This window comes from Edaphovirga cremea (assembly GCF_003332275.1).
Lineage (GTDB): Bacteria > Pseudomonadota > Gammaproteobacteria > Enterobacterales > Enterobacteriaceae > Edaphovirga > Edaphovirga cremea.
Genome location: NZ_QOVA01000009.1, coordinates 43,441 through 59,914, shown reverse-complemented (window position 1 = coordinate 59,914; position 16,474 = coordinate 43,441). Strand labels below are relative to the sequence as shown.

Here is a 16,474-nt window from a genome sequence, read left to right as displayed (position 1 = left end):
AGAGAGAGTGCGGTAAATGAAAGGACGTTTGGGAAAATATCTGCTGAGTGGACTGATGATTGCGGTACTGGCCGGTTGTCAGTCAAAACCGACCGATCGTGGTCAACAGTATAAAGACGGGCGTTTGGATAATCCTCTGGAACTGGTCAATGAGCCGAATGCAAAAGGGAAACCGGTTAACGCCAAGGATTATATCGATCAGATAATGAAAGTGCAGTCCGCGTCTTCGTCGCTGTATAACCGCAACAGTGATACTTTCCTTTCCGTTGAGCAGTGGATCCGTTCAGGTGGCGATACCCGCACGCTTAGCCAATACGGCCTGAGTGCCTACCAGATGGAAGGCATGGATAACTTTGGCAACGTTCAATTTACCGGCTACTACACACCGGTCTTGCAGGCGCGCTATACGCAGCAGGGTGAATTCCGCTATCCGTTGTACCGTATGCCGCAAAAAGGCAAACGGCGACTGCCCGATCGGGCTGGAATTTATTCCGGTGCGCTGAATAGTAGTCTGGTCATCGCTTATACCAACTCGCTGATGGATAACTTCATGATGGAAGTTCAGGGAAGCGGTTATGTGGATTATGGCGACGGCAGGCCATTGATGTTCTTTGGTTATGCAGGCAAGAACGGTCATGCCTATCGCAGTATTGGCAAAGTCCTGATTGATCGTGGCGAAGTGGCGCGCGAGAATATGTCGATGCAAGCCATACGGCAGTGGGCGGATTCCCATAGTGAATCCGAGGTGCGGGAACTGCTGGAACAGAACCCTTCATTCGTATTCTTCAAACCGGAGATGTATGCGCCGGTGAAAGGGGCGAGTGCCGTTCCATTGGTTGCCAAAGCGTCGGTTGCCTCCGATCGTTCCTTGATTCCCTCCGGGACCACCCTGTTGGCTGAAGTTCCTGAACTTGACAATGGCGGTAAGTTTACCGGTAAATATCATCTGCGACTGATGGTTGCGCTTGATGTTGGCGGGGCGATTAAGGGCCAGCACTTTGATATGTATCAGGGGATTGGTCAGGAGGCGGGCCATGCGGCGGGTTACTATAACCACTATGGCCGGGTCTGGGTTCTGAAAACGAGGCAAAGTGGTGGTCCACTATTTACGGCTTATACCAGTCAGAAGGCACCCACGCTGATGACTTCTCCGCCGGGAACCTACCAAAATGCCAGCGGTGCGGTATTGGTCAATAATCAGGAATGATTCTATACCCGTCATACTTGAAGCTGCATCTTTGTTGGCTACGCTCGATTATTCGGCTCATCCATGAGCCTCGATGCAAATCCAATTATTTTGGGTATAGAGCATATACTGTTTTGTTAAAGCGGCCTGCGGGCTGCTTTTGTTTTTTGAGTCAGAGGTAAGCTGTGTCAACAACAACCTATTCCGATGCCTATCTGCAACGCTTTGGCGGTACGGCGCGTCTGTACGGCCAGAATGCGCTGGCGGTATTTTCTCAGGCACATGTCTGCGTTATTGGTATTGGTGGCGTCGGCTCCTGGGCCGCAGAGGCGCTTGCACGCACGGGTATTGGCGCGATCACACTCATTGATATGGATGACGTTTGTGTCACTAATACTAACCGTCAAATTCATGCCCTGAAGCAGACCGTGGGGCAATCAAAAGCTGAAGTAATGGCTGAGCGTATTTTGGCGATCAACCCTGAATGTCGGGTCACCTGCATTGATGATTTTATTACGGCGGAAAATACTGCCGACCTGCTGAACCAAAATTTTAGCTATGTTATTGATGCAATTGACAGTATCAGACCGAAAGCGGCGCTGTTGTCTTATTGTCGACGGTTCAAAATCCCCGTGGTAACGACGGGTGGGGCGGGCGGTCAGATCGATCCTACGCGCATCTCTGTTGTTGACCTGGCGAAAACCATTCAGGATCCGCTGGCGGCAAAATTACGTGAAAGGCTGAAAAGCGATTTTAACGTGGTGAAAAACAGTAAAGGGAAATTGGGGATCGATTGCGTATTTTCAGATGAGCCGTTGGTTTATCCGCAGGCCGATGGCAGCGTGTGCGCTGTCAAAAGCACCGCCGAAGGGCCAAAAAGAATGGACTGTGCTTCAGGCTTTGGTGCGGCGACCATGGTGACCGCGACGTTTGGATTTGTTGCCGTTTCGCATGCCCTGAAGAAAATGTTGGGCAAAGCGCTACGGCAACAGCAGATGGCTTGAATTCTTTAGGAAATAGCGCGTTGGGCGAGGTTTTTAACCCCGTCTGACAACGCTTGCAGGCCGCTGGCGCGACTGGCGCTGAGCTGATGGCGCAACCCCAATGTATCGAAAAGAGCGAGAGGATCCTGCTGGATTAACTCTTGCGGTGTTTTCCCTTCGACCGCAGTAAGAATAATTGCCAGCAATCCTTTGACGATCCTGCCTTCACTATCGCCATAGAAATGCAGCGTGCCATTCTCTTGTATCTGATACCCCAGCCACACTCTGTTTTCACAGCCGGAAAGCTCAATGGCTGGCGTTTTCAATAACTCATCCAGAGCCGGTAACTTGCGGGACAATAGAATGAGTTGACGATATTTGTCTTCCCATTGAGTAAAGGCAGCGAACGTGCTGATAAGCGACTCTGTGGTGATTTCCCGGCCAAACGGATGGGGGGCAAGCATAAATGCTCCGGATTCTATCTATTCGGTAATTTTCGTTTGATCTGCTGATAACTTAATCGGCTAACAGCGACAATGCATTTTTGACGGCAATGACCAAGGCATCAACATCTTGCTCGTTATTATATGGAGCAAAAGAGGCTCTCAGCGTACCGCTCACGCCAAGTTGTGCCATCAGTGGCTGTGCGCAGTGCTGCCCAGCGCGGATGGCAATTCCCTGTTCGGCCAGCAACGTGACAATATCACTGTGGTGCATATTGGCAAAATTAAACGCCAGCAAGCTTGAGTCAGAGCGGCGATAGCTGCAAAAGCCCGGTAGTTCTGCCAGTCTCTCTTCGGCGTGTTGTGCAAGTTGGCGGGCATAGGCTTCGGCTTGTACGGTATCTATCTGTTTAAGCCATGTCAGGGTGGCACTCAGGCCAATAACGCCAGCGATATTCGGCGTGCCAGCCTCAAAACGATGAGGCACCGCTTGTGGCGTAAAACCTGAGAACGAAGCTTGGGTCAGCATTTTTCCTCCGCCTTGCCATGCATCCATTTCATTGAGCAGTTCAGTTTTTCCGTAGAGCACACCCATCCCCGTCGGGCCATACAGTTTGTGTGCAGAAAAAGCATAAAAATCAATATCCAATGCCTGAACGTTAGCTGGAGAATGGACAACACCTTGCGCCCCATCGATAACTACCCGCGTGTTGTTGGCGTGCGCCACCGCAATAGCGCGTTGTAAGTCCGGGCAACCGCCCGTGACATTCGACATCTGACCCAAGGCAAGCAATCGTGTGCGCGGATTCAATAGTTGAACTAATGCGTCCAAATCGGGGAGTGCATGCTCATCAAGAGGCAGTTCCACCACGGTTGCGCCGGTTTGTTCAGCGACCATCAACCAGGGGATGAGATTTGCATGATGTTCCGCCTGGCTTACCAGAATTTCATCACCCGGTTGCAGTCTGGGTCTGGCGTAGCTTTGTGCCACCAGATTAATGGCTTCTGTTGCACCACGCGTCCATATGATGTCCTGCGGCAGCGGGGCGTTAATCAACTCGGCAACCTGCTGGCGAGCAGATTCATATTGCCGGGTTAAGGCTTGCGCCGCCTTATGCTGGCTGCGGTGGACTGTCGCTGTGCTTTGCGCATAGAAACGCTGCGTGGCATCGATCATCACCTGGGGTTTCAGCGCCGTTGCCGCACTGTCTAAATACACCCCACCGTTAGTCAACGCGGGGAAATTCCGACGGAATTCGGAAGGATCGAAAAGCATCATTGGATTTTATGTTTCCTCATGTCAGCAGGTGATCCTGTCCTATTTCTGATTGGCAGACAAGGCATTGCTGAGCGAATTTGGCCAATTTCTGGCAATATCTGAAAAGTTTGTTATGCTGAATATTGATGGGTAGAAAATTTTGCCTAATGACATCAACGGTTTTTGAAGCATATAAAACTACAAATATATAAAACCACAAGGAGTCCATAATGAAGAAGATCGCTGCAGTATTTTCAGCGCTGATGCTAACTTTCACCTTAGCAGCCTGTTCCAGCAATTATGTTATGCATACCAATGATGGTCGCACGATAGTTGCAGACGGAAAACCGAAAGTTGATGATGATACTGGCATGATCAGTTACACCGATGCTTATGGCAATGAGCAGCAGATCAATCGCTCAGAAGTCAAAGAGATGGTGCAAGGGAAGTAATTTTTAGCGGGCCAGGACGGTCTGTAAAATAAGCAAAAAAAAAGCACCGCGCAATGTGCGGTGCTGCATAAAATCACTATAGACAGACAGGGTAAATGCACAGGAAGTGAAAAAGAGCGGCTATCGCCACTCGAGTCTGGCTCTCCAGACAATTTGCAAACACAACATCACAACCACAAGCCAAAAGCCTCAAGATATCCTCATACCCTTCGACTTTTCGTTCCGGCTTAGGAAGTGCCGCTACTATAGGTATTTGCTGGTGCATCCTCAACGGACAATTTATAATGGCTCGGATAAAAAAAACTAATACGTAAATAAACGGATTTATCTGGTGATAAATCGTTAACAAAAAGTATCCAATCCATGTCTAAACGTTTGCCACCCTTAAATGCCCTGCGGGTTTTTGACGCTGCCGCGCGTCACCTTAGTTTTACTAAGGCTGCGGAGGAGCTATTCGTCACCCAGGCGGCCGTGAGCCATCAAATTAAATCGCTTGAGGACTTTCTTGGGCTGAAATTATTCCGGCGGCGAAACCGTTCTTTACTGCTGACCGAGGAAGGTCAGAGTTATTATCTTGATATAAAAGAGATTTTTTCCGCGCTCAATGATGCCACCCGTAAGCTGCAGGCGCGCAGTGCGAAAGGGGCTCTCACCGTTAGTTTACCTCCCAGCTTTGCCATACAATGGCTCGTTCCGCGTCTTTCCAGTTTTAATACCGCGTATCCTGGCATCGATGTCCGTATACAGGCAGTTGACCGCGAGGAAGATAAACTGGCTGATGATGTGGATGTCGCGATATTTTATGGCCGGGGAAACTGGCCGGGCCTGCGGACCGAGCGACTCTATAGCGAATATTTGCTGCCGGTATGTGCCCCTGCGTTGCTGCAAGGCGAACATCCGCTCAAGGTTCCTGCCGATTTGTCCTGGCATACTTTGTTGCATGACACTTCCCGGCGGGATTGGCTGGCCTATACGCGGCAGTTGGGATTACAGCATATCAATGTGCAACAAGGACCTATTTTCAGTCACAGCGCGATGGTGGTTCAGTCTGCCGTACACGGGCAGGGCGTGGCACTGGTCAATAATGTTATGGCGCAAACGGAGATCGAAGCCGGGCGTTTGGTGTGCCCCTTCAATGAAGTTCTGGTGAGTAAAAATGCTTTTTATCTGGTATGTCATGACAGTCAGGCAGAACTGGGTAAAATAGCGGCCTTTCGTCAGTGGATATTGGCAAGAGCTGCCAGCGAGCAAGAAAAATTCCGCTTCCGCTACGAAAGTTGAGGGTGCACGGGCGCGGTCAAAGCACCTGCGGCTTGAAGTATGACGGGCATAGGCACCACAACGCTGGGTTGGTTTTATTAAAAGGTTAAGACGATGAGTAGTCGTGCGATGTTGATTTTTGCCGCGTTGAGCGGTTTTGTTTTTGTTGCGTTTGGTGCCTTTGGCGCACACGTACTGAGTAATTCTCTTGGATTGAAAGAGATGGCCTGGGTTCAGACCGGCCTGAATTATCAAGGTTTTCACACGCTGGCGATTCTGGCGTTGGCGGTGGCGATGCAGCGCCGGGTTAGCCTGTGGTTTTACTGGAGTGGCGCACTGCTGGCGTTGGGAACCGTTCTGTTTAGCGGTAGCCTCTATTGCATGGCACTTTCCCACCTACATTTATGGGTATATATCACGCCTATTGGCGGCACCTGCTTTTTGGCAGGCTGGATTTTAATGTTGATCGGCGCGCTGCGTCTGAGAAAAAGGGCAGAACGTCATGAATAAGTTAGCTTTATATTGCCGCCAGGGCTTTGAGAAAGAGTGCGCTGCAGAAATTACCGAGAAGGCCGCTGCGCTGGAGATTTACGGTTTTGCCCGCGTAAAAGAGAACAGCGCCTACGTTTTGTTTGAGTGTTATCAACCAGAAGACGCCGATCGTTTGGCCCGCGCGTTGCCTTTCCGCGAGTTGATTTTTGCCCGACAGATTCTGGTGGTCGGCGAATTACTGAAAGATTTACCCCCAGAAGATCGCGTATCGCCTATTGTTGGTATGTTGATGGGAGTGGTTGAAAACGCAGGAGAACTGCGGGTTGAAATGCCTGATACCAACGAGGCGAAGGAGTTGACCCGTTTCTGCCGCAAATTGACGGTGCCGCTGCGTTCTGCACTGCGGGCGCAGAAGTTGTTGATGACCAAAGAGAATCCTCAGCGCCCCGTCATCCACGTCTTCTTTATCGCTTCCGGTTGTTGCTATGTCGGCTACTCCTATAGCAATAACAATTCCCCTTTCTATATGGGCATCCCGCGCCTCAAATTTCCTTCTGAAGCGCCAAGCCGCTCAACGCTGAAGCTGGAAGAGGCATTTCACGTGTTTATTCCTGCCGATGAGTGGGATGAGCGCCTTGCCAGCGGCATGTACGCGGTAGATCTGGGTGCCTGTCCGGGGGGCTGGACCTATCAACTGGTTCAGCGCAGCATGATGGTGTTTGCTGTCGATAACGGGCCGATGGCACCGAGCCTGATGGATACCGGTCAGGTAACGCACTGCCGTGAAGATGGTTTCCGCTATGAGCCAACGCGCAGCAATATCTACTGGTTAGTGTGTGACATGGTGGAGAAACCTGCCAAGGTTGCGCATCTGATGGCTAACTGGTTGGTGAAGGGCTGGTGCCGCGAAGCGATCTTCAATCTCAAATTACCGATGAAAAAGCGTTATGAAGAAGTGACGCAGAATCTGCAAATGATTAAGCAACTGCTTGATGAGCAGGGCATCAATTCCGAGATCCACGCCAAACAGCTTTATCACGATCGAGAAGAGGTCACTGTACACGTCCGCCGCATTTGGTCCGCCGTACCTGGACGCCGCGACGAGCGTTAATCATTTATCCACGGTGCTTGATACTCAGCGTGGATGGATGTCTGAATTGCAATTATTTCTTATGCGTGATTATTGGCTGGGTGGCAATCTGAGTTGTTGCAGGTTGCCATTCAGCGCCACGTCTGTTTTCAGGCTGGCAACTTGCTGGCAGGCAAAGGCCAAATCCCGATGCTGCTCCAGTTTTTTACGCCACTTATCCGGAACCGCCTCCAGGTTCTGATAGAGCGCCTCCAGCGTTCCTGCCTCCTGCATTTGCAATAGCGTCACGGCTGTTTTTGGCCCGATTCCCGGTACACCGGGTATTTTACTGCTGCTGATCCCCGCCAATCCCCAATAATCGATGAGCTGTTGAGGTTCTACGCCGAATTCTGCCTTGATAAAAGGCATATCCAACCAGCGCTTTTGAAAGTAATCGCGGATAAGAATATTAGGCGCCAGTAGCTGGCAATATCCTTTGTCGGTGGAAACGATGGTGACCTGATGACCCGCTGCCGCAACTTTGGTAGCCAGCGTAGCGGCCAGATCGTCTGCTTCATTGCCAGCGGAATGCCAACAGGCGACACCGAGGGCTTCAAACGCAGCGCGCAGTTGTGGCATTTCCTGCTGTAGGTTTTCAGGCATGGGTGAACGCCCGGCTTTATAATCAGGCAGGCACTGATGCCGCCAACTGTTCGCCCGATCGTCCTCATCAAATACCGCAACGGCATGTGTAGGCTGCGCATGCTGAATGAGCTGGTTCAGTGCGTTTTGACAAGTGGTCAGGCAAGGTGAGCCTTGTACAGCATGAATGCGGCGGATCAGGTTTAAAGCATCAACTATCAGAAGATGTATCATTGGCGCGGGCCAGAGAAAAAGTGCGTGAGAAGTAACGGACGGCAAATTGCCGTCCGCTGCGGGCAGTTGATGCGATCAGGCACAGATTTCATAGCAAGGTTCATACGCCGACCCCGGAAGTTTCATCCGGTGTTGGGCAACAAATCCCTGTAGCAGACTGTCCATCTGTTTCATCATCTGCGGATCACCGTGAAGCTTGTACGGCCCGAACTCCTCAATGGCCTGAATCCCTACTTCTTTCACATTACCCGCCACAATGCCAGAGAAGGCACGGCGTAATGACGCGGCCAGCAACTCTGCGGGTTGATTTGGATAAAGATTCAGATTCGCCATATTTTCATGCGTTGGCATAAAAGGTAACTGTAAATCGGGCGCAATACGGATTGACCAGTTGAAACTGTATGCATCGCCAGTATTACGGCGGTTTTCTTTCACAGTAGGCATCGCTTTTTTCATCTGACGGGCAACTTCAGCCGGATCGTCAATGATGATGGTGTAGTGGCGACGAGCCTCATCACCGAGCGTATTCATAATGAATTCATCAAGGACACGGAAATAATCCGCGCTCTCTTTTGGACCTGTCAGAATCAGCGGCAGAACCTGATCGCTGTTTTCCGGATTCATCAGGATACCCAGCAAATACAGCAACTCCTCCGCTGTACCAACGCCACCAGGGAAGATGATGATCCCGTGCGCGATACGGACAAAGGCTTCGAGACGTTTTTCGATATCCGGCATGATGATCAGTTCGTTCACCAGCGGATTTGGTGGCTCAGCTGCAATAATTGAGGGTTCGGTCATCCCGATAAAACGACCTAGCTTGTAGCGTTGCTGCGCGTGTCCAACGGCGGCACCTTTCATCGGTGCTTCCATGGCACCCGGTCCGCAACCGGTGCAGATATTCAGTTCACGCAGGCCAAGTTCACTCCCTACTTTGCGTGCGTACTGGTACTCTCTTTCGTTAATTGAGTGTCCGCCCCAGCATACGACCATGTTGGGATCCTCGTCCAGGTGCAGCGCACGGGCGTTACGCAGGATGGAGAAGACCAGATTGGTAATGTGCACAGAGTTTTCCAGATTCATTTCCTGGAGTTCACCTGCGCTGACAATTTGTGCATTCACAAAAAGAATGTCACGCAATACAGCAAACAGGTTTGCCTGCAATGAGCGGATAATCCGCCCATCAACAAAGGCCTCTTCCGGTGGATTCACCAATTCAAGCTTAACGCCGCGCTCCCTGCGCAAGACGTTGATATCAAAGGTTTCGAAGCGTTCAAGAAGTTCTTTACTGCTGTCGGTCTGACTGCCGCTATTCAACACGGCAAGGGAGCAATTACGGAAAAGACGGTAAAGGTCGCTGCTGGCCGTGCGTTTCAGCATGTCGACTTCCAACTGCGATAACAGATCCATTGAGCCGAGCGGGCTGACATGTGTAATCAAGATGACTCCTTTGCACCTTTCTTGGTGCGTTTGTTATTGATCTAACCTTAACGGTGTCCCTGATTTTTTACCAATAGTAACGTATCGTTAGCTTAGTTCTTGAGCAACCCCTCGTATTATTGTCTGACTAACCGCCCTGTTGCAGGACTAAATTGGAAGTTGGCTCGCCAAGGATTTATGTCCAGACCTCCGCGGCGGGTATATCTTGCGTAGACTGCCAGTTTTTGCGGCTGACAATAATGCAGCAGATCGTTAAAGATCCGTTCAACGCATTGCTCGTGGAATTCATTGTGATGTCGGAAAGAGACCAGGTAGCGCAACAGCGCTGCACGGTTGATTCTGCCGCCAGAATAATGAATTTGCACTGAGCCCCAATCAGGTTGATGGGTGATCAGGCAGTTGGATTTTAGCAAGTGGCTGATCAACGTTTCCTCAACAGGGTCAGATCCGGCTGAATGACGCAAATGCTCGCTACTGAACTGATAGTCATCGATTTCGATATCTTGATCATCAATGCATTCACCCTCGAAACGGGCGATATTCTGGCCTTCAATCTGATCAAGGCGATAGAGGTTTACCGTAACGTTACCTTCAGCACAGGCTGATAAATCCCTTTCCAGCGTGGTGCGAACGCTCTCCCAATCCTCAAAGCGGGTCTGGTTGAAGCTGTTGAGGTAAAGCTTGAAACTCTTCGACTCAATCAGATGGGTACTGTCGGCGTTCAGACTGATTTCACCCACGCCAACCTGCGGTAAGCCTTTGGCATTCAGCCAGGACAATTCATACAGTGTCCAGATGTCGGCACCGTGAAAAGGCAGCGCATCCGGATACAAGCCAAGCGGCTCGCGATTCATGCTGCGCGGAACCGCCTGTAACAGGCTGACATCATAGATATCACGGTAAGCGGTAGGTTTGCCCAACGTTAAACCCGCCAGGGCTTGATGCTTATTGGTTGAGGACATGCTGTCTCCTCGCTAATAGATAGGTACAATAGCGCTAGTTTAACTTACCCACCCCGGAAGATGAGAGAAATTATGACGCATGATGTTTCAGTGGCATTGCGCGAATTTACGGATCGCTATGTCGCGCTATGGCAGCGTGAAACCGGATTCCCGCCAGCGAGTGAGGCACTGTATGGTGTGCCTTCGCCTTGTATTGAGCGGAGTACCGATGACAAGGTTTTTTGGCTGCCGCAACCTTTTGTTGGGTCAGCTTCCCTGGCGAACGTTGAAAGAGCGTTGGAAATCAGCCTGCGTGAAGAGATTCATCGTTTTTATACCAGCCAGTTCGCGGGAGACATGTCTGCGAGCTGGAATAACCAGGATGTGACATTGCTTCAGGTTTGGAGCGAGGATGATTTTATCCGTCTACAGGAAAATCTGATCGGTCATTTGGTCACGCAAAAACGACTGAAGCTTGGGCCAACACTTTTTCTGGCGACAACGGAGTCTGAGATGGAAATGATCTCTTTGTGTAATGTCTCGGGACAGGTTATACAGGAGCAATTCGGTACCAAACGAAGGGAAAAACTTACGAATTCCCTTTCCGAATTCTTATTTGGATTAGCGCCTCGTTTGTCTGAGTAAAAGTACAATCCTATTCCACTCTTCAGCATGTAAGAGATGTCGCACTCAGCCTGTAAGACAAAGCTCTTATTTTTTATGGTATTCTCTTCGTGTTTTAATTAAAAACTAATTAAATCAATAAATTGATTCAGAATATTATGTTCACAATTTGCTGCGTGTTGTAAGTAAGGCTTACGCTACCTTGTAAGCAGTGGGTAAATGAGTGATTCTTACCTCGCCGGAAGGAAACGGTTTGAAGCAAAATAATCAAGATGGTACCCGCTTTAAAAGGACAAGCTCTGGAAGAGTTAGGGAAGCAACGGGATGTTGCCAAAATGTTTCAGGAAAGGAACAAGGGACACCTCCACTTTGGAGATTAAACGCCAACAAGGACGCGTTGGTAAGCCAGGAAGGCCAAAGGATATTACATCAGGATGATGTCAGGACGAACTGTCAGGATGAAAGTAGGACGCCGCGAGGGATAGCCGGGTAGGATGCCTCAAGGAAAAGTTTTCAGGGATTGAGCAGGGAGCACTAAATTAGCGGGATTGCTGAAAACGAATCAGGGGGTACTTTTAAAGGGTACCCCTTTTTGTTGTCTGCAATATATACGACTTCTGGCAACAACGGAATCTGCGAGGGGAATGGTCTCACGGTGTAATGTCTGAGGGCGGGTTATAGTGGCATGGTGTTATAATGGTAGGGTTCGGCACCAAACGAAGGGAAAATCTTTCGAATCCCCTTTCCGAATTCTTACCAGAATGAAGACCTCATTGGTCTGAGTAAAAAAAAGCAATCCTATTCCACTACTCAGCGTGTAAGAGATCTCTCACGCAGCCTGTAAGACATTGCTCTTATTTTTTCTGACATTCTCTTTGGTTTTTAATTTAAAAATAAGTAATTCAATAGGTTAATTCAGGATATTGTGTTTATAATCTGCCAAGTGTTGTAAGTAAGGCTTACGCTACCTTGTAAGCCGTGGGCAAATGAGAGATTCTTATCTTGCCGGAAGGAAACGGTTTGAAGCAGGATAATCAGGATGATACCGGCTTCAAAAAGGACAAACTCAGGAAGAGTTAGGGAAGCAACGGGATGTTGCCAGGATGTTTCAGGAAAGAAACAAAGGACACCTCCAGGACGGAGATTGAGAGCCAACGAGGATGCGTTGGTGGGTCAGGAAGACCGAAGGACATTACATCAGGATGATGTCAGGACGAACTGTCAGGATGAAAGTAGGACGCTGCAAGGGATGGCTGGGATAGGATGCCTCAAGGAAAAGTTTTCAGGGATTGAGCAGGGAGCACTTAATTAGCGGGATTGCTGAAAAACGAACCGGGGGTACTGTGCAAACAGTACCCCCTCTTTATTGCCTGGAATGTATCGCCTGCAATGACCCCACTTCAAGTTATTCGACTTCTGGCAGCAACGGAATCTGCGAGGGGAATGATCTCTCTGCGTAATGTCTCTGGGCAGGATATGCTGGCGCAGTTCGGCACCAAACGAAGGGAAAATCTTTCGAGTCCCCTTTCCGAATTCTTACCAGAATGAAGACCTCATTGGTCTGAGTTAAAAATGCAATCCTATTCCACTACTCAGCGTGTAAGAGATCTCTCACACAGCCTGTAAGACATTGCTCTTATTTTTTCTGACATTCTCTTTGGTTTTTAATTTAAAAGTAATTAATTCAATAAGTTAATTCAGAGCATTATGTTTATAACCTGCCAGGTGTTGTAAGTAAGGCTTACGCTACCTTGTAAGCCGTAGGCAAATGAGAGATTCTTATCTTGCCGGAAGGAAACGGTTTGAAGCAGGATAATCAGGATGATACCGGCTTCGAAAAGGACAAACTCAGGAAGAGTTAGGGAAGCAACGGGATGTTGTCAGGATGTTTCAGGAAAGAAACAAAGGACACCTCCAGGACGGAGATTGAGAGCCAGCGAGGATGCGTTGGTGGGTCAGGAAGACCGAAGGATATTACATCAGGATGATGTCAGGACGAACTGTCAGGATGAAAGTAGGACGCTGCAAGGGATGGCTGGGATAGGATGCCTCAAGGAAAAGTTTTCAGGGATTGAGCAGGGAGCACTTAGTTAGCGGGATTGCTGAAAAACGAACCGGGGGTACTGTGCAAACAGTACCCCCAACTTTATTGGCTGGAATATATTGCCTGCAATAACCCCACCTCAAATTATTCGACTCCTGGCACTAGTTGGGGAGTCCCATCAACAGTGCTATGCTTTCACTCTTTAGGCACGCCATGGTTATGAACCTGGTATTTCTGCTGAGAGTAACTGATGACTACAGAAACACGGGTACGACAGAGCCTGCTGGAAATTGAGCAGGAGATGCGCGATTTGTCGTTGTGGCAATCCCAGCCACCTGAGCCAAAATCCTTCGAAAGCGTTGAGCCATTCTGCGTAGATACGATGAATGCTGAGCAGTGGCTGCAATGGGTATTGATCCCCAGAATGCATGCCCTGCTGGACCAGAATGCCCCGTTACCCACTCGATTTGCGATTACTCCCTATTTTGAGATGGCATTTAACGGCGTCCTGACTGGACACGGGAATTTAATGGCGGCGTTACAGCGCCTTGATGACCTGTTGAATAAAGAAGACTGAAATGCTGGAAATTCTTTATCAGGACTCACATCTGGTGGCGGTGAATAAGCCCGCAGGTTGGTTAGTGCACCGTACCTGGCTGGATCGCCACGAGGCCGTTTTTGTTATGCAGACATTGCGCGATCAAATTGGTCAGCACGTTTTCACCGTGCATCGTCTGGATCGCCCAACGTCGGGGATCTTGTTGATGGCGCTGTCAAGTGACGTGGCGCGGAGTCTGTCTCAGCAGTTTGAGCAGCATCAGGTTGCGAAAACTTATCATGCGATAGTGCGTGGCTATTTGCTTGACGATGGAACCGTTGATTATGCACTGACGGAGGAACTGGACAAAATTGCCGATAAATTTTCGAGTGCGCAAAAAGCACCGCAACCGGCCATCACTCACTATCGTGCGTTAGCCAGCGTCGAAGTTCCCTTGCCGATTGGACGCTACCCAACGTCACGTTTCAGCCTGATGGAGTTGCAACCGCAAACCGGACGCAAGCACCAGTTACGTCGCCACATGTCGCATCTCAGGCACCCTATTATTGGTGATACTACTCACGGTGACCTGAAGCAAAATCGCGGTGTGGTTGAGCATTTTTCCTGCCCTGGCCTTATGCTGCATGCCAGTCAGATGCAATTGAGTCATCCGGTAACCGGTGAACATCTGTCGATCACCGCTCCCCTGGATTCACGCTGGCAGGGGCTGATCGGTGATTTTGGCTGGAAAGGAATTCTCCCTGCGCTTGAAGGGGTTGAGTTTGCCAGCCCGTCGGGTCAGGATAGCGGACAGATTGTTATCAGATAAATGGAGTGTCATTGATGGCTCAGGTAGGGATTTTTGTCGGGACCGTTTACGGTAATGCGTTACTGGTTGCCGAAGAAGCTGAGAACATTCTCAAAGAACAGGGGCATGACGTTAAACTGTTCGAAGAGGGGACGTTGGAAGAGTGGCAATATTACCGACAGCACTACGCGCTAGTCATAACCTCGACCACGGGTCAGGGGAATCTCCCCGACAGTATCGCCCCGCTGTACGAGGTCATTCGTGATACCGTGGGGTACCAACCCGAATTACGCTACGGCCTTATTGCTCTGGGTGACAGCAGTTATGATAACTTCTGCGGCGCTGGCCGGTCTTTTGACGCATTGTTGCAGGAGCAGGGCGCTACACGCATTGGTGAGATGCTGGAAATAGACGCTATTGAGCAGCCTGAAGCGGAAGTGGTGTCTAGCCCATGGGTTGAACATTGGGGAACGCTGCTTAAGAGTTGATACCTATTTTGGGGCGTTCTGAAATCACAGTGGCGCTGATTGCACCACTGTTTTTAAACCGACTGTTTTGCAACAAATGGTTTTGCAATAAACTGTTTTGCAATAACTTTTCTTGAAACAAATTGCCTTGAATAAAATGCCTTGACGCGTATGGGTCGCAGAACTTAGTGGCCATTCTTCGTCAGTTTTTCCAGGTCAGACTCTATCTCCGCAATCTTATTCGTCACCACGGATTCAAGGTGGCGCAAGTCATCAAGGATTTTACGTTTCAAATCAACTTCAACCTGATCACGCAGACAGATCTGATCGAGCTCGTCGATCACATAGCGCAGATTTGGGCTGATCTCATGAATTTCACGGTACCCTCTGCCTGAGCTATCCGCAGCAACAGTTTTACGCTGGCGTGGGTATTTAAATTTCACGCTCTTGGCGAAAAACTCACCCTTATCTTTTCTGAAATAGATTTTAAGAATGTCGTTATTGGCCTCCTGACGAAGGCTATAGCGATCTACATCAGCGGGATTATTGATGCCCAGACTTTTCAGATTGTCATACATAGCGCCACCTTATTGGTTTAATCCACAGATTCATTATGACTTCTTTGCATGCCCAAGTATGTGAGACTATCGTAATGAAGGCAAAAAAATAGCGGGAAATTAACCTGGCATAGCCCACCACACTGAATACTCCGAGCTGCAACCAACGCATCTGCAGCTCGGAGTATCACGGGTAAGAAAGCTTAGTCGATAGAGCGCAACAGCTCATTGATACCCACTTTACCGCGGGTTTTGGCGTCAACTTTTTTCACAATCACTGCGCAGTACAGGCTGTAGCTGCCGTCTTTTGACGGAAGGTTGCCTGAAACCACAACTGAACCTGCAGGGACACGGCCATAGTGCACTTCACCGGTTTCGCGATCGTAAATCTTGGTGCTTTGACCGATGAAAACGCCCATGGAAATGACCGAACCTTCTTCAACGATTACACCTTCGACCACTTCTGAGCGGGCACCGACAAAACAGTTGTCTTCAATGATCGTTGGGTTGGCTTGCAGTGGTTCGAGAACCCCACCGATGCCGACACCACCAGACAGATGGACGTTTTTGCCAATCTGTGCGCAAGAGCCCACGGTAGCCCAGGTGTCCACCATCGTGCCTTCGTCGACATAAGCACCAATGTTGACGTAAGAGGGCATCAGAACTGTATTACGGGCGATAAATGCACCCTGGCGTACGGTCGCAGGAGGCACTACGCGGAAACCTTCACGCTGGAAGCGCTCTGCGTCGTAATCAGCAAATTTCATCGGCACTTTGTCGTAATAACGGGTTTCAGCCCCTGCCATAACCTGGTTGTCATTGATGCGGAAAGAGAGCAACACGGCCTTCTTCAGCCATTGATGCGTTACCCACTGACCGTCAATTTTTTCTGCAACGCGCAAAAGGCCGCTGTCCAATTGGCTGATGACCTGGTTAATCGCTTCGCGCGTTACAGTGTCTACGTTCGCCGGAGTGATTTCTGCGCGACGTTCGAAAGCCATTTCAATAACGTTTTGTAGTTGCTGCATCCTGGTAT

General features: G+C 49.6%; 18 protein-coding genes. 11 read left to right on the top strand and 7 right to left on the bottom strand.

The window, feature by feature from the left end:
• Window positions 1–16: 16 nt before the first annotated feature.
• Together mltA and tcdA are read left to right on the top strand one after the other, a co-directional pair.
• A complete protein-coding gene (mltA, locus tag DRI82_RS13890; protein WP_114194521.1) occupies window positions 17–1,207 on the top strand; it encodes a murein transglycosylase A in 1,191 nt (396 codons plus the stop codon).
• Between the two features lie 164 nt (window positions 1,208–1,371).
• Entirely contained in the window at window positions 1,372–2,190 is an 819-nt protein-coding gene (tcdA, locus tag DRI82_RS13885) for a tRNA cyclic N6-threonylcarbamoyladenosine(37) synthase TcdA (RefSeq protein WP_114194520.1), read from the top strand.
• 5 nt (window positions 2,191–2,195) lie between these two features.
• On the opposite strand, the gene csdE is transcribed toward tcdA, so the two are convergent.
• Together csdE and csdA are read right to left on the bottom strand one after the other, a co-directional pair.
• On the bottom strand, window positions 2,196–2,633 hold the full coding sequence (csdE, locus tag DRI82_RS13880) for a cysteine desulfurase sulfur acceptor subunit CsdE (protein WP_114194519.1): 438 nt from the start codon (window positions 2,631–2,633) through the stop codon (window positions 2,196–2,198).
• A gap of 52 nt (window positions 2,634–2,685) precedes the next feature.
• Window positions 2,686–3,891 (bottom strand): cysteine desulfurase CsdA, encoded by a 1,206-nt coding sequence (gene csdA, locus DRI82_RS13875; protein WP_114194518.1) that lies wholly within the window; start codon window positions 3,889–3,891, stop codon window positions 2,686–2,688.
• Between the two features lie 209 nt (window positions 3,892–4,100).
• Between csdA and DRI82_RS13870 the strand changes: the two genes are divergently transcribed.
• From DRI82_RS13870 to rlmM, 4 genes are all read left to right on the top strand, one after another.
• Window positions 4,101–4,322, top strand: a complete 222-nt coding sequence (locus DRI82_RS13870) for a YgdI/YgdR family lipoprotein (protein ID WP_114194517.1) — start codon at window positions 4,101–4,103, stop codon at window positions 4,320–4,322.
• 363 nt (window positions 4,323–4,685) lie between these two features.
• Window positions 4,686–5,603 carry a transcriptional regulator GcvA gene (locus DRI82_RS13865; protein WP_114194516.1) on the top strand — a complete coding sequence of 306 codons (918 nt, stop codon included), beginning with the start codon at window positions 4,686–4,688 and terminating at the stop codon, window positions 5,601–5,603.
• 93 nt (window positions 5,604–5,696) lie between these two features.
• Entirely contained in the window at window positions 5,697–6,092 is a 396-nt protein-coding gene (locus DRI82_RS13860) for a DUF423 domain-containing protein (protein WP_114194515.1), read from the top strand.
• Complete coding sequence (gene rlmM / locus DRI82_RS13855) at window positions 6,085–7,185, top strand: 23S rRNA (cytidine(2498)-2'-O)-methyltransferase RlmM (protein ID WP_114194514.1); 1,101 nt, start codon at window positions 6,085–6,087, stop codon at window positions 7,183–7,185. Before DRI82_RS13860 ends, rlmM begins: the two co-directional genes overlap by 8 nt.
• A 69-nt stretch (window positions 7,186–7,254) precedes the next feature.
• Here the strand turns inward: rlmM and xni are convergent, their stop codons facing one another.
• The 3 genes from xni to queF form a co-directional block, all read right to left on the bottom strand.
• Window positions 7,255–8,019, bottom strand: coding sequence for a flap endonuclease Xni (gene xni / locus DRI82_RS13850; protein ID WP_114194513.1), 765 nt, complete (start codon window positions 8,017–8,019; stop codon window positions 7,255–7,257).
• A gap of 75 nt (window positions 8,020–8,094) precedes the next feature.
• Entirely contained in the window at window positions 8,095–9,459 is a 1,365-nt protein-coding gene (gene ppnN, locus DRI82_RS13845) for a nucleotide 5'-monophosphate nucleosidase PpnN (protein ID WP_114194512.1), read from the bottom strand.
• Window positions 9,460–9,575: 116 nt separating this feature from the next.
• Entirely contained in the window at window positions 9,576–10,421 is an 846-nt protein-coding gene (queF, locus tag DRI82_RS13840) for an NADPH-dependent 7-cyano-7-deazaguanine reductase QueF (protein WP_114194511.1), read from the bottom strand.
• A gap of 72 nt (window positions 10,422–10,493) precedes the next feature.
• On the opposite strand from queF, the gene syd reads away from it, so the two are divergent.
• The 5 genes from syd to DRI82_RS13805 all read left to right on the top strand — a co-directional run bounded on the left by syd (window position 10,494) and on the right by DRI82_RS13805 (window position 14,902).
• Window positions 10,494–11,045 (top strand): SecY-interacting protein, encoded by a 552-nt coding sequence (gene syd, locus DRI82_RS13835; RefSeq protein ID WP_114194510.1) that lies wholly within the window; start codon window positions 10,494–10,496, stop codon window positions 11,043–11,045.
• A gap of 1,368 nt (window positions 11,046–12,413) precedes the next feature.
• On the top strand, window positions 12,414–12,572 hold the full coding sequence (locus DRI82_RS24765) for a SecY-interacting protein Syd (protein WP_114194508.1): 159 nt from the start codon (window positions 12,414–12,416) through the stop codon (window positions 12,570–12,572).
• 746 nt (window positions 12,573–13,318) lie between these two features.
• The gene (locus tag DRI82_RS13815) at window positions 13,319–13,645 is read left to right on the top strand and encodes a YqcC family protein (protein WP_114194506.1); all 327 of its coding nucleotides are present in this window, start codon (window positions 13,319–13,321) and stop codon (window positions 13,643–13,645) included.
• Between the two features lies 1 nt (window position 13,646).
• Entirely contained in the window at window positions 13,647–14,435 is a 789-nt protein-coding gene (truC, locus tag DRI82_RS13810; protein WP_114194505.1) for a tRNA pseudouridine(65) synthase TruC, read from the top strand.
• Window positions 14,436–14,449: 14 nt separating this feature from the next.
• Entirely contained in the window at window positions 14,450–14,902 is a 453-nt protein-coding gene (locus DRI82_RS13805; RefSeq protein WP_114194504.1) for a flavodoxin, read from the top strand.
• A gap of 164 nt (window positions 14,903–15,066) precedes the next feature.
• On the opposite strand, the gene DRI82_RS13795 is transcribed toward DRI82_RS13805, so the two are convergent.
• Both DRI82_RS13795 and dapD read right to left on the bottom strand, forming a co-directional pair.
• A complete protein-coding gene (locus DRI82_RS13795) occupies window positions 15,067–15,459 on the bottom strand; it encodes a DUF3461 family protein (protein ID WP_114194502.1) in 393 nt (130 codons plus the stop codon).
• 182 nt (window positions 15,460–15,641) lie between these two features.
• On the bottom strand, window positions 15,642–16,466 hold the full coding sequence (dapD, locus tag DRI82_RS13790) for a 2,3,4,5-tetrahydropyridine-2,6-dicarboxylate N-succinyltransferase (protein WP_114194501.1): 825 nt from the start codon (window positions 16,464–16,466) through the stop codon (window positions 15,642–15,644).
• Between the last annotated feature and the right edge of the window lie 8 nt (window positions 16,467–16,474).

Excerpts from the sequence above, each read along its gene's own strand:
- mltA (WP_114194521.1), top strand. The coding sequence starts at position 17 with ATGAAAGGACGTTTGGGAAAATATCTGCTGAGTGGACTGATGATTGCG.
- csdE (WP_114194519.1), bottom strand. The coding sequence starts at position 2,633 with ATGCTTGCCCCCCATCCGTTTGGCCGGGAAATCACCACAGAGTCGCTT.
- csdA (WP_114194518.1), bottom strand. The coding sequence starts at position 3,891 with ATGATGCTTTTCGATCCTTCCGAATTCCGTCGGAATTTCCCCGCGTTG.
- DRI82_RS13870 (WP_114194517.1), top strand. The coding sequence starts at position 4,101 with ATGAAGAAGATCGCTGCAGTATTTTCAGCGCTGATGCTAACTTTCACC.
- DRI82_RS13865 (WP_114194516.1), top strand. The coding sequence starts at position 4,686 with ATGTCTAAACGTTTGCCACCCTTAAATGCCCTGCGGGTTTTTGACGCT.
- DRI82_RS13860 (WP_114194515.1), top strand. The coding sequence starts at position 5,697 with ATGAGTAGTCGTGCGATGTTGATTTTTGCCGCGTTGAGCGGTTTTGTT.
- rlmM (WP_114194514.1), top strand. The coding sequence starts at position 6,085 with ATGAATAAGTTAGCTTTATATTGCCGCCAGGGCTTTGAGAAAGAGTGC.
- xni (WP_114194513.1), bottom strand. The coding sequence starts at position 8,019 with ATGATACATCTTCTGATAGTTGATGCTTTAAACCTGATCCGCCGCATT.
- queF (WP_114194511.1), bottom strand. The coding sequence starts at position 10,421 with ATGTCCTCAACCAATAAGCATCAAGCCCTGGCGGGTTTAACGTTGGGC.
- syd (WP_114194510.1), top strand. The coding sequence starts at position 10,494 with ATGACGCATGATGTTTCAGTGGCATTGCGCGAATTTACGGATCGCTAT.
- DRI82_RS24765 (WP_114194508.1), top strand. The coding sequence starts at position 12,414 with ATGACCCCACTTCAAGTTATTCGACTTCTGGCAGCAACGGAATCTGCG.
- DRI82_RS13815 (WP_114194506.1), top strand. The coding sequence starts at position 13,319 with ATGACTACAGAAACACGGGTACGACAGAGCCTGCTGGAAATTGAGCAG.
- truC (WP_114194505.1), top strand. The coding sequence starts at position 13,647 with ATGCTGGAAATTCTTTATCAGGACTCACATCTGGTGGCGGTGAATAAG.
- DRI82_RS13805 (WP_114194504.1), top strand. The coding sequence starts at position 14,450 with ATGGCTCAGGTAGGGATTTTTGTCGGGACCGTTTACGGTAATGCGTTA.
- DRI82_RS13795 (WP_114194502.1), bottom strand. The coding sequence starts at position 15,459 with ATGTATGACAATCTGAAAAGTCTGGGCATCAATAATCCCGCTGATGTA.
- dapD (WP_114194501.1), bottom strand. The coding sequence starts at position 16,466 with ATGCAGCAACTACAAAACGTTATTGAAATGGCTTTCGAACGTCGCGCA.